At 56.6% G+C, this 11,325-nt stretch carries 11 protein-coding genes, 1 other RNA gene and 1 pseudogene; 9 read left to right on the forward strand and 4 right to left on the reverse strand.

Going from position 1 to position 11,325, the window contains the following annotated elements:
- Positions 1–349 (forward strand): annotated as a pseudogene (locus AB1287_RS02800) (IS4 family transposase); the annotation flags it as partial.
- Positions 350–383: 34 nt separating this feature from the next.
- On the opposite strand, the gene argP reads toward AB1287_RS02800, so the two are convergent.
- Entirely contained in the window at positions 384–1,277 is an 894-nt protein-coding gene (gene argP, locus AB1287_RS02805) for a DNA-binding transcriptional regulator ArgP (RefSeq protein WP_435616879.1), read from the reverse strand.
- Positions 1,278–1,437: 160 nt separating this feature from the next.
- Between argP and rpiA the strand changes: the two genes are divergently transcribed.
- Positions 1,438–2,097: a ribose-5-phosphate isomerase RpiA gene (rpiA, locus tag AB1287_RS02810; protein ID WP_312628638.1), complete on the forward strand. Its 660-nt coding sequence runs from the start codon at positions 1,438–1,440 to the stop codon at positions 2,095–2,097.
- 267 nt (positions 2,098–2,364) lie between these two features.
- Positions 2,365–3,597 carry a phosphoglycerate dehydrogenase gene (gene serA, locus AB1287_RS02815; RefSeq protein WP_312628637.1) on the forward strand — a complete coding sequence of 411 codons (1,233 nt, stop codon included), beginning with the start codon at positions 2,365–2,367 and terminating at the stop codon, positions 3,595–3,597.
- An 87-nt stretch (positions 3,598–3,684) separates the two neighbouring features.
- Here the strand turns inward: serA and AB1287_RS02820 are convergent, their stop codons facing one another.
- From AB1287_RS02820 to zapA, 3 genes are all read right to left on the reverse strand, one after another.
- A complete protein-coding gene (locus tag AB1287_RS02820) occupies positions 3,685–4,281 on the reverse strand; it encodes a 5-formyltetrahydrofolate cyclo-ligase (protein WP_312628636.1) in 597 nt (198 codons plus the stop codon).
- Between the two features lie 18 nt (positions 4,282–4,299).
- Positions 4,300–4,483: non-coding RNA, 6S RNA (gene ssrS, locus AB1287_RS02825), on the reverse strand.
- Positions 4,484–4,524: 41 nt separating this feature from the next.
- Positions 4,525–4,854, reverse strand: coding sequence for a cell division protein ZapA (gene zapA / locus AB1287_RS02830; protein ID WP_312628635.1), 330 nt, complete (start codon positions 4,852–4,854; stop codon positions 4,525–4,527).
- 166 nt (positions 4,855–5,020) lie between these two features.
- Here zapA and AB1287_RS02835 point away from each other — a divergent pair, with 166 nt between their 5' ends.
- The 6 genes from AB1287_RS02835 to gcvH all read left to right on the forward strand — a co-directional run bounded on the left by AB1287_RS02835 (position 5,021) and on the right by gcvH (position 11,246).
- A complete protein-coding gene (locus AB1287_RS02835) occupies positions 5,021–5,599 on the forward strand; it encodes a YecA family protein (RefSeq protein WP_312628634.1) in 579 nt (192 codons plus the stop codon).
- A gap of 25 nt (positions 5,600–5,624) precedes the next feature.
- On the forward strand, positions 5,625–6,938 hold the full coding sequence (gene pepP, locus AB1287_RS02840) for a Xaa-Pro aminopeptidase (protein ID WP_435616880.1): 1,314 nt from the start codon (positions 5,625–5,627) through the stop codon (positions 6,936–6,938).
- Entirely contained in the window at positions 6,935–8,101 is a 1,167-nt protein-coding gene (gene ubiH / locus AB1287_RS02845; protein ID WP_435616881.1) for a 2-octaprenyl-6-methoxyphenyl hydroxylase, read from the forward strand. The genes pepP and ubiH overlap by 4 nt, the downstream gene beginning before the upstream one ends.
- 10 nt (positions 8,102–8,111) lie before the next feature.
- Positions 8,112–9,314, forward strand: coding sequence for an FAD-dependent 2-octaprenylphenol hydroxylase (gene ubiI / locus AB1287_RS02850; RefSeq protein ID WP_435616882.1), 1,203 nt, complete (start codon positions 8,112–8,114; stop codon positions 9,312–9,314).
- 419 nt (positions 9,315–9,733) lie between these two features.
- Complete coding sequence (gene gcvT, locus AB1287_RS02855; protein ID WP_435616883.1) at positions 9,734–10,828, forward strand: glycine cleavage system aminomethyltransferase GcvT; 1,095 nt, start codon at positions 9,734–9,736, stop codon at positions 10,826–10,828.
- 28 nt (positions 10,829–10,856) lie between these two features.
- Positions 10,857–11,246 carry a glycine cleavage system protein GcvH gene (gcvH, locus tag AB1287_RS02860; RefSeq protein ID WP_312628624.1) on the forward strand — a complete coding sequence of 130 codons (390 nt, stop codon included), beginning with the start codon at positions 10,857–10,859 and terminating at the stop codon, positions 11,244–11,246.
- Positions 11,247–11,325 lie beyond the last annotated feature (79 nt).

Raw genomic sequence — 11,325 nt, forward strand, 5'->3', positions numbered from 1 at the left:
TCGCTGGACGTTACGCAGCAAACTGCCAGAACTGGTGCGACAGGAGTTATGGGGTGTGCTGCTGACTTACAACCTGGTGAGATACCAGATGGTAAGGATGGCGTTCGAACTGAAAGGCGATTATCTGCCTTATCAGCTGAGCTTTAGTGGCTCAATAAGTGAATTAACCCGGATGCTGATAACGTTGCCATGGGCTTCACCGGGTAAGATGCCGGGTGAGTTGAGAACGTTGTATGAGAAAGCAAAATGGCTGGTATTACCGGGAAGAAGAGAGCGAAGTTACCCTCGGGAGTTAAGAGTAAAGTCCCAGAAATACCCGGTGAGAAAAACTGCTGATCACCTTAAGTGACCAGCATTAGGGAAATGCTCCCGCCTTTTTTTGTTTAATCCTGGCGCAGCACCTTGTGCCCGTATTCCAGCAGCGCGTCCGTCACCCGGTGCATCATGCGGCTTTCCGGCGCGAAGCGGTGCCAGTAGAGCATCCGGCGCTGGAACAGGCCCGGCGTCAGATCGATAAGTTCACCACTGTCGAGCTCGCGCTCAATTTGCAGATGCGGGATCATACAGCAGGTGGTGCCCTGGCGGGCAAGCTGCACGAAGGCCTCCGAGGAGTTCACGATATGGCACGGCACGCTGCCCGGCGGCAGATCGAAGTGCTGTTGCAGGAAAGCCTGATGCATATCATCAAGATGGTCGAACGCCACCACCGGCGCTTTCAGCAGGGCAGAACGCGTTACGCCATTCGGGAAGTAGCGTTGCGCAAACGACTTTGAGGCGACGAACAGATAGTCGAGCGCGCCAAGCTGATCGACCAGGCAGCTTGGTAGCGCCTGTGGCTGAATACTCACCGCGCCGACCACTTCCCCACGGCGCAGACGTTCCTGTGTGCGGGTTTCATCTTCCACCTGAATATTGAGGCGAATCGGCGAATCGGAAAGTACGGTGGAGAGAGCGGGCAGAAGCCAGGTTGCAAGACTGTCGGCGTTGACCGCCAGCGACAGCAGCAGCGGCGTGGAGCCGGTTTGCTCGTCGCCAAGCCACTCTTCTTCCAGCAGCTCCACCTGACGCAGCAGCGCCAGCAGCTTTTGCCCTTGCTCGGTTGGACGAGGAGGCACGGTGCGCACCAGCAACGGCTGCCCGAACATGTTTTCCAGCTGTTTAATACGCTGTGAGACGGCGGACTGGGTGATACACAGCTTTTGTGCGGCGCGCTCAAATCCGCGTTCCCGAATAACCGCATCCAGCGCCTGTAGTGTTCTGTAGTCCGGACGTTTCATTGCTGTGACTGACTCCTCATTTTCTGTTACCCGCACTATGACATAAATTTACGTTTGATACAGGCCCCAAATTGGGCCGCGCCCGCCGGGCCGTGCAGGGACATTTGTGTGGTGAATAGTCTATAATGCGCGGCATCCCATCACATCACAGGCAAAAATCATGACGCAGGATGAACTGAAAAAAGCAGTTGGCTGGGCAGCACTTCAATACGTACAACCCGGGACCATCGTCGGCGTAGGCACGGGGTCGACCGCCGCGCACTTTATCGACGCGCTCGGGACGATGAAAGGTCAGATTGAAGGTGCCGTTTCCAGTTCGGACGCTTCAACCGAAAAGCTAAAGAGCCTGGGGATCCACGTTTTTGATCTGAATGAAGTGGATCGTCTGGGGATCTACGTTGACGGCGCAGATGAGATTAACGACCACATGCAGATGATCAAAGGCGGCGGCGCGGCGCTGACGCGTGAGAAGATCATCGCTTCCGTTGCGGATAAATTCATTTGTATCGCTGATGCTTCCAAGCAGGTGGCTATCCTCGGAAAATTCCCTCTGCCGGTAGAAGTCATTCCAATGGCGCGCAGCGCCGTGGCGCGTGAGCTGGTGAAGCTGGGCGGACGCCCGGAATACCGTCAGAACGTCGTCACCGATAACGGCAACGTTATCCTGGATGTTCATGGCCTGGAGATCCTTGATGCTGTGGCGCTGGAAAACGCCATTAACGGCATTCCTGGCGTCGTGACCGTCGGCCTGTTTGCCAACCGTGGTGCGGACGTGGCGCTGATCGGCACCGCCGATGGTGTGAAAACCATTGTGAAATGATCTGACGGGGGCGGTGCTCGTCCCCGTAAAAAATTTTCGCCAGGTTAAATTTGGTGACTTGTGTCACATAATCTGGCTACACCTGTTTAACAATCTACGCCATCATTCCCACCCAGCATTTTATGCTGCCATTTCGCGCTGAATGACTTTTCCTCAGGACGTCGACGCAAACGTTCATATTGCCGCAATAGTTTTTTTTGATATGTTGGCTTGGGTGAGCATCGTTCGTTCACCACAACATCGATACAAGACAGACAGGGCGGGGAAATGGCTAAGGTATCACTGGAAAAAGACAAAATTAAGTTTCTGCTGGTCGAAGGCGTGCATCAAAAAGCACTCGATAGCCTTCGTGCGGCAGGCTACACCAACATTGAATTTCACAAAGGCGCGCTCGACGCTGAGCAGCTCAAAGAGTCGATCCGTGATGCCCATTTCATCGGCCTGCGCTCCCGTACTCAGCTGACGGAAGAGATTATCCAGGCTGCGGAAAAATTGGTTGCTATTGGATGTTTTTGCATCGGTACCAACCAGGTTGACCTCAACGCGGCAGCAAAACGCGGCGTTCCGGTATTTAACGCACCTTTCTCGAACACGCGTTCCGTCGCAGAGCTGGTGATCGGCGAACTGCTGCTGCTGCTGCGTGGTATTCCTGAAGCCAACGCCAAAGCGCACCGTGGGATCTGGAACAAACTGGCCGCTGGCAGCTACGAGGCCCGCGGTAAAAAGCTGGGCATTATTGGCTACGGTCATATCGGCACTCAGCTTGGGATTCTGGCGGAATCGCTGGGGATGCACGTTTTCTTCTACGATATCGAAAACAAGCTGCCGCTCGGCAATGCCACCCAGGTTCAGCATCTCTCCGATCTGCTGAACATGAGTGATGTGGTGAGCCTGCACGTACCAGAGAATGCTTCCACCAAAAATATGATGGGCGCTGAAGAGCTGGCGCTGATGAAGCCGGGTTCACTGCTGATCAACGCCGCGCGCGGCACCGTGGTGGATATTCCTGCGCTGTGCGATGCGCTGGCGCGTAAGCACCTGGCGGGCGCGGCCATCGACGTATTCCCGACTGAGCCGGCGACCAACAGCGATCCGTTCACTTCGCCGCTGTGCGAATTCGACAACGTGATCCTGACGCCGCACATCGGCGGTTCCACTCAGGAAGCACAGGAAAACATCGGTCTGGAAGTGGCCGGTAAACTGTCGAAATACTCAGACAACGGTTCCACGCTTTCGGCGGTGAACTTCCCGGAAGTGTCGCTGCCGCTGCATGGCGGTCGTCGACTGCTGCACATCCACGAAAACCGTCCAGGCGTGCTGACCGCGATTAACCAGATTTTCGCCGAGCAGGGCGTAAACATCGCCGCGCAGTACCTGCAAACCACGCCGCAGATGGGTTACGTGGTGATCGACATCGAAGCGGAAGAAGATGTTGCTGAGAAAGCGCTGCAGAGCATGAAGGCCATTCCAGGAACGATTCGCGCTCGTTTGCTTTACTGATTATTATTTTTGCCCGGCGGCACGTTGCTTGCCGGGCCTACGAATTTTGTAGGTCGGGTAAGGCGAAGCCGCCACCCGACAATTCGCTCACCAGTACCAGAGCTTCGAAGGAGTGACCACCGCAGGCAGCGGAATATCCCATTTCTCTACCGGCAGGGCATCGACCTGCTGACAATCGTGCGCATAGCCGACCGGCTGTAGTCCATGCTGCTGCCAGTTTTGCAAAGTGCGATCGTAAAACCCGCCACCCATTCCCAGACGCTGCCCCTGTTGGTCAAATGCAACCAGAGGCGTAATCAGCACGTCCAGCTCGCTCAGCGGTAACACGTCGCGCACGTCGAGCTTTGGCTCGTGGATTTTTAGCCGGTTGACGATCAGATCAGACTGCGGGTGATAATGAAGAAACAGCAAATTGCCGGAAGAGAAGGGATGGAGCACCGGCAGATACACTTGTTTACCGCTCTTCCAGAGTTGCTCAATCAGCGGCTGCGTGTCGAGTTCACCGTCGAAGGAGAGAAATACCGCCACGGTTTTTGCCATCACCACGGGAGGATAAATCATCATGCGGTGGGCGGCCTGCCCGGCAAAAAGCTGCTGCTGGTCTGGCGTGAGCGCACGACGACGCTGCCGGATTATCTGGCGAATGTTTTGTCTGGCTGAAGAAGTATCAGAAACGAGTGTCATGATTGAAGCAGAAGGTAGGGAATCTCCGAGATGCCGCCGCAGGCTGTAACCCTTGAACCCTTGGTTCAAGGTGAATGTGTCGTCACAGTTTTAAGGCTTCTCGGACGAACCGAGCATGCTCACCAACCGTGGAGCGCCACATTCTTGTGGTATGAAATATCGGCTCAGGGGACTGGCCCGCTTGCGAACATCTCAGAGAAATTTTGTCTTCAGGGTCACTCTACCATAGTTAACCATGAAGTGTTATTCAAAGTTGGGCGCCGTCTTTTCGGTTGTGCGACCCTGATCAAGAAGTGCCTGTTCAATGGTCTGCTGGAGCATCCGAATTCGGGTTTCCATACTGGCCGCGTAATCGCGCGTTTTTGCTCTTTCCTGCGTCAGCTCATAGCTGATATTCAGGGCGGCGATAAACACCAGCTGCTCAGTATTTGTGACTCTAGTGCGTTCTTTCAGATCTTGCAACCGCTGATTCAGATCGTCCGCGGCCTGATTCAGGGCATCCCTTTGTTCAGGCGGGCAATTCACTCGCAGTGAACGGCCAAAAATTTGGATATCGACGGGTTCTGCAGACATGCCACCTTCCTGCTGTTTGACTGCGCTACCTCCACAGCCCGCACCGGGGCCCGCGAAGGGGCGACACTATAGCTACTCTGGCGTGAGCACACAAGCCCTTTTCTGGTTCACCAGGGTCCAAAGTGGTAGCATAACATGAACTTTCCCCCAACGACGACGAATGCGCATGTCTATACAGAACGAAATGCCTGGTTACAACGATGTGAACCAGTTACTTAACCAACAGGGTGTAGGCTTAACGCCTGCCGAAATGCATGGTCTGATTAGCGGCATGTTGTGCGGTGGTAACAATGACAGCAGCTGGCTGCCGCTGGTCCATGACCTGACCAACGAAGGTCTGGCGTTTGGTCATGAGCTGGCCGAAGTCCTGCGAAAAATTCACGCCTCAACCAGCGATGCGCTGGAAGATGAAGGCTTCCAGTTCCAGCTTTATATGCCTGACGGCGATGAGGTCAGCGTTTTCGATCGCGCGGATGCGCTGGCGGGGTGGGTGAACCACTTCCTGTTGGGCCTTGGCGTCACTCAGCCGAAGCTGGACAAGGTGAAAGGCGAAACCGGCGAAGCCATCGACGATCTGCGCAACATCGCCCAGCTCGGCTATGACGAAGATGAAGATCAGGAAGAGCTCGAAATGTCGCTCGAAGAGATCGTCGAGTACGTGCGTGTCGCCGCGCTGCTGTGCCACGATACCTTCACGCACCCACAGCCAACAGCTCCGGAAGTACAGAAACCAACCTTACACTAATAACAAGCATGCTCAGGAGGGTGTCATGACTCAGCAGGAATACCTTCAGCGTCGGCAGAAGCTGCTGGCGCAGATGCCAGCGGGCAGCGCGGCGCTGATTTTTGCCGCGCCGGAAGCCATTCGCAGCGCCGATACGGAATATCCCTATCGTCAAAGCAGCGATTTCAGCTACTTCACTGGCTTTAACGAGCCCGAAGCGGTGCTGGTGCTGATTAAAAGTGATGACACTCACAACCACAGCGTGCTGTTCAACCGTGTGCGAGACCTGACCGCAGAAATATGGTTTGGCCGTCGCCTCGGCCAGGACGCTGCCCCGGCCAGGCTTGGCGTGGATCGGGCGCTGGCGTTCAGCGAAATTGACGAACAGCTTGATCAGTTGCTGAACGGGCTGGAGGCGGTGTATTACGTCCAGGGCGAATACGAATACGCCGATACCATCGTATTTAACGCGCTGGAAAAGCTGCGCAAAGGCTCACGGCAAAACCTGAAGGCTCCGGCGACGCTGGTGGACTGGCGGCCGCTGGTGCACGAAATGCGCCTGTTTAAATCACCGGAAGAAATTGAGGTGATGCGCCGCGCCGGTGAAATCTCCGCACTGGCGCACACCCGGGCGATGGAAAAATGCCGTCCGGGCATGTTTGAGTATCAGCTTGAGGGTGAAATTCACCACGAGTTTAACCGCCACGGCGCGCGCTATCCTTCCTACAACACCATCGTTGGCGGCGGCGAAAACGGCTGTATTTTGCATTACACCGAAAACGAATCCGAACTGCGCGATGGCGATCTGGTGCTAATCGATGCGGGCTGTGAATATCTCGGCTACGCCGGGGATATCACCCGTACTTTCCCGGTGAATGGTAAATTCACCCCGGCACAACGTGAAATCTACGACATCGTCCTCGAATCGCTGGAAGCTGCGCTGAGCCTCTATCGTCCAGGCACGTCCATGCAGGAAGTCACCGGCGAAGTCGTGCGGATCATGGTGTCCGGTCTGGTAAAACTCGGGATCCTCAAAGGCGATATCGATCGGCTGATTACCGATAACGCGCACCGCAAATTCTTTATGCATGGCCTCAGCCACTGGCTGGGCATGGACGTTCATGACGTCGGTGAGTACGGTCCGGATCGCTCCCGCGTGCTTGAGCCTGGCATGGTGCTGACCGTTGAGCCTGGCCTGTACATCGCGCCGGACGCTGATGTACCAGAGCAATACCGGGGCATCGGGATTCGCATCGAAGATGACATCGTCATCACCGAAAACGGTAACGAAAACCTCACCGCCAGCGTCGTTAAGCGCGCGGACGATATTGAGGCGCTGATGTCGGCGCAGCAATCATGAGCGTCATTATCGTAGGCGGCGGTATGACCGGCGCGACGCTCGCGCTGGCGATTTCGCATCTCAGCGCAGGCAAAGTGCCGGTCCACCTGATTGAGGCCGTTGCGCCCGATTCACAGCAGCATCCGGGCTTTGACGCCCGGGCAATTGCGCTGGCGGCAGGCACCTGCCAGCAGCTGGCGAGAGTGGGGATCTGGCAGGCTATCCGCGATTGCGCGACGCCAATTCGGACCGTTCACGTAAGCGATCGCGGCCATGCCGGATTCGTGACGCTGGATGCCGAAGATTACCATCTGCCCGCCCTTGGGCAGGTTGTGGAACTGCATGACGTCGGCCAGCGCCTGTTTAGCCTGCTTCGTAAAGCGCCGGGCGTCACGCTGCATTGCCCGGCTCGCGTCAGCGGCTTCTCCCGCACTCAGGAAAACGTTGAGGTCGCTCTCGATAATGGCCAAACGCTGACGGGCCAACTGCTGGTCGCGGCGGACGGTTCCCGCTCTGCACTTGGCGAGCAGTGTGGTATTCGCTGGCAACAGCAGCCTTACGAACAGCTGGCGGTGATTGCCAACGTCACGACTGCCGTGCCTCATGAAGGACGCGCGTTTGAACGTTTCACCGAACACGGCCCGCTGGCGATGCTGCCAATGTCTGATGGACGTTGTTCGCTGGTGTGGTGCCATCCGCTTGATAAGCGCGACGAAGTACTGGGTTGGTCCGATGCCCGGTTCTGCAATGAGCTTCAGCAGGCGTTCGGCTGGCGTCTGGGGCGTATCACGCTTGCGGGCGGCCGTAACGCGTATCCGCTCACGTTATCCACCTCTCAGCGTTCGGTATCACACCGCGTGGCGCTGGTGGGAAACGCTGCACAAACGCTGCATCCGATTGCCGGTCAGGGCTTTAACCTGGGCCTGCGCGATGTCATGTCGCTGGCAGAAATGCTGGCCCGGGCGAGCGATCCGGGTGACTATGCGCTGCTAAGCCGCTATCAACAGCGCAGAACAAACGATAAAAACGCGACCATCGGCGTCACCGACGGTCTGGTTCATCTCTTCGCCAATCGCTGGGCTCCGCTGGTGGCCGGGCGAAATATAGGCTTGATGGCAATGGAATTATTCACTCCGGCGCGCGATGCGCTGGCGCAGCGTACCCTGGGTCAGGTAGCGAGATAAGGAGTTTTCAGTGCAAAGTGTTGATATCGCTATCGTGGGCGGAGGCATGGTCGGTCTTGCGGTGGCTTGCGGTCTACAGGGCAGCGGGCTGCGCGTGGCGGTCATTGAGCAGCACCAGCCTCAGCCCGTCGCCGCTGACTCAGCTCCTCAGCTTCGCGTTTCCGCCATTAATGCGGCCAGTGAAAAACTGCTTGCGCGCCTTGACGTCTGGAATGACATTCTGGCTGAACGCACCCGCTGTTACCACGGAATGGAAGTCTGGGATCGTGACAGCTTCGGGCGTATCGAGTTTGATGGAGAAAGCCTTGGCTACAGCCATTTAGGGCACATCATTGAAAACGGCGTGATCCACCATGCGCTGTGGCGTAAAGCGCAAAAGAGCAAAGATATTACGCTGATGGCGCCCGCCGAACTGGCGCAGGTTGTCTGGGGCGAAAACGAAGCCTTCCTCACGCTGAAAGATGGCAATATGCTGACGGCGAAACTGGTCATCGGCGCGGACGGCGCTAGCTCCTGGCTGCGTAACAAAGCGGATATTCCGCTGACCTCATGGGATTACCGTCACCACGCGCTGGTGGCGACCATTCGCACCGCCGAGCCGCATCAGGCAGTGGCTCGCCAGGCGTTTCACGGCGAGGGTATTCTGGCCTTCCTGCCGCTCAGCGATTCGCACCTGTGCTCCATCGTCTGGTCGCTGTCGCCGGAAGAAGCCGCAAAAATGCAGCAGGCCGACGAAGCCACGTTTAATCAGGCGCTGAACGTGGCATTTGATAATCGCCTTGGGCTTTGCGAAGTGGAAAGCGAACGTCAGGTCTTTCCGCTGACCGGGCGCTATGCGCGCCAGTTTGCCGCTCACCGTCTGGCGCTGGTTGGCGATGCAGCTCATACCATTCATCCGCTGGCCGGGCAGGGCGTTAACCTGGGCTTTATGGATGCCGCGGAGCTCATTGATGAGATCCGTCGCCTGCATGCGCAGGGGAAAGATTTCGGCCAGCACTTCTACCTGCGCCGCTATGAGCGCAGCCGCAAGCACAGCGCCGCGCTGATGCTCGCCGGCATGCAGGGCTTCCGTGAGCTGTTTGCAGGTGCTAATCCTGCCAAAAAGCTGCTGCGTGATATCGGTCTCAAGCTTGCCGATACGCTGCCGGGCGTCAAGCCGCAGCTGATCCGTCAGGCGATGGGTCTCAACGATCTTCCTGACTGGTTACGTTAAGCCGGTCACACTTCTCAACCCGGCCACAGGGCCGGGTCTCCTCACCTCATTTGAAATAATCTAATTTCACGTCCTATTTCGCATTAGTTTTATTCATGTCATGAAAATGCGACTACGGAAAATCAGCCCAATTTTCCGCAGTAAATATCACCTTGTACCAAACCATATGGCTAAATGTTAATTTTATGTGGCATTAGTCGCAGAAAAGCAGTCGATCGTTCTGTTATGTTTTCGGCTCTTTTTGGTCATAAGCTAATCTGATGGATGGCTTTCCCTTATGGTTTACCGCGGTTTTCAGTGGTAACGTCAGGCAAAAGAGAACGTTTGCGTCGATGCCTGGATGGGCGTCGATGTCCGGCTTCGTGGCCGCGTTGGCGTCCACAAAGCTGCAACTGCCCCGCTTATTCGATGAGGACAAGATGGCTCAACAGACGCCTTTGTATGAACAACACACGCTGTGTGGCGCGCGCATGGTGGACTTCCACGGCTGGATGATGCCGCTGCACTATGGCTCGCAGATTGATGAGCACCATGCAGTGCGCACCGGCGCCGGCATGTTTGATGTTTCTCACATGACGATTGTCGATCTGCACGGCAGCCGTACCCGCGAGCTCCTGCGCTATCTGCTGGCAAACGACGTAGCCAAACTTACCCAGCCTGGCAAAGCGCTCTACACCGGCATGCTCAATGCCTCCGCCGGGGTTATCGACGATTTGATCGTTTACTTCCTCACTGAAGACTATTTCCGCCTCGTGGTGAACTCTGCTACCCGCGAAAAAGACCTCGCCTGGATCACCCAGCACGCTGAGCCGTACGGTGTGGAAATCACCGTGCGTGATGACCTGGCGCTGATTGCCGTTCAGGGGCCGGACGCGCAGGCGAAAGCCGCCAGCCTGTTCAGCGATGAGCAGCGTAAAGCGGTGGAAGGCATGAAGCCGTTCTTTGGCGTACAGGCAGGGGATCTGTTTGTCGCGACAACGGGCTACACCGGTGAAGCTGGTTATGAAATTGCGCTGCCCAATGAAAAAGCGGCTGAGTTCTGGCATGCGCTGGTGGAAACCGGCGTCAAGCCTTGTGGTCTGGGCGCGCGCGATACGCTGCGTCTGGAAGCTGGCATGAACCTTTACGGGCAGGAGATGGACGAAGGCATTTCTCCGCTGGCGGCCAACATGGGCTGGACCATCGCCTGGGAACCGGAGGCCCGTGATTTTATCGGCCGCGAGGCGCTGGAGTCGCAACGCGAGCACGGCACCGAAAAACTGGTGGGCCTGGTGATGACCGAGAAAGGCGTGCTGCGCGGCGAGCTGCCGGTACGTTTTACGGATGCTCAGGGCAACCAGCATGAAGGCATTATCACCAGCGGCACCTTCTCTCCAACGCTCGGCTACAGCATTGCGCTGGCCCGCGTGGCTGCGGACATTGGTGAAACCGCCGTGGTGCAAATTCGCAACCGTGAAATGCCGGTCAAAGTGACCAAACCTGTTTTTGTACGCAACGGTAAAGCCGTTGTGTAATCGATTATTTTTTTCTGGAGAAATGTGAATGAGCAATGTACCTGCCGAACTGAAATACAGCAAAGAACACGAATGGCTGCGTAAAGAGGCCGATGGCTCTTACACCGTGGGCATTACCGAGCACGCACAGGAGCTGCTCGGCGACATGGTGTTTGTCGATCTGCCGGAAGTGGGTAAAACCGTTTCCGCAGGCGATGACTGCGCCGTGGCGGAATCCGTAAAAGCGGCGTCCGATATCTATGCCCCAATCAGCGGCGAAATCGTGGCCGTCAACGACGAGCTGAGCGATTCTCCTGAGCTGGTCAACAGCGAGCCGTATGCCGCAGGCTGGATCTTCAAAATCAAAGCCAGCGACGAAGGCGAAGTGGCTGCTTTGCTGGACGCCTCGGCGTACGAAGCGCTGTTAGAAGACGAGTAAAACTGTGCCGGATGGCACTGCGTTTATCCGGCCTACGGTAGCCGGGAATGCGTCAGCGTCACCAGACTTTGTAGGCCCG

It is taken from the genome of Scandinavium sp. UTDF21-P1B (genome assembly GCF_040750395.1).
Lineage (GTDB): Bacteria > Pseudomonadota > Gammaproteobacteria > Enterobacterales > Enterobacteriaceae > Scandinavium.

Excerpts from the sequence above, each read along its gene's own strand:
- argP (WP_435616879.1), bottom strand. The coding sequence starts at position 1,277 with ATGAAACGTCCGGACTACAGAACACTACAGGCGCTGGATGCGGTTATT.
- rpiA (WP_312628638.1), top strand. The coding sequence starts at position 1,438 with ATGACGCAGGATGAACTGAAAAAAGCAGTTGGCTGGGCAGCACTTCAA.
- serA (WP_312628637.1), top strand. The coding sequence starts at position 2,365 with ATGGCTAAGGTATCACTGGAAAAAGACAAAATTAAGTTTCTGCTGGTC.
- AB1287_RS02820 (WP_312628636.1), bottom strand. The coding sequence starts at position 4,281 with ATGACACTCGTTTCTGATACTTCTTCAGCCAGACAAAACATTCGCCAG.
- zapA (WP_312628635.1), bottom strand. The coding sequence starts at position 4,854 with ATGTCTGCAGAACCCGTCGATATCCAAATTTTTGGCCGTTCACTGCGA.
- AB1287_RS02835 (WP_312628634.1), top strand. The coding sequence starts at position 5,021 with ATGTCTATACAGAACGAAATGCCTGGTTACAACGATGTGAACCAGTTA.
- pepP (WP_435616880.1), top strand. The coding sequence starts at position 5,625 with ATGACTCAGCAGGAATACCTTCAGCGTCGGCAGAAGCTGCTGGCGCAG.
- ubiH (WP_435616881.1), top strand. The coding sequence starts at position 6,935 with ATGAGCGTCATTATCGTAGGCGGCGGTATGACCGGCGCGACGCTCGCG.
- gcvT (WP_435616883.1), top strand. The coding sequence starts at position 9,734 with ATGGCTCAACAGACGCCTTTGTATGAACAACACACGCTGTGTGGCGCG.
- gcvH (WP_312628624.1), top strand. The coding sequence starts at position 10,857 with ATGAGCAATGTACCTGCCGAACTGAAATACAGCAAAGAACACGAATGG.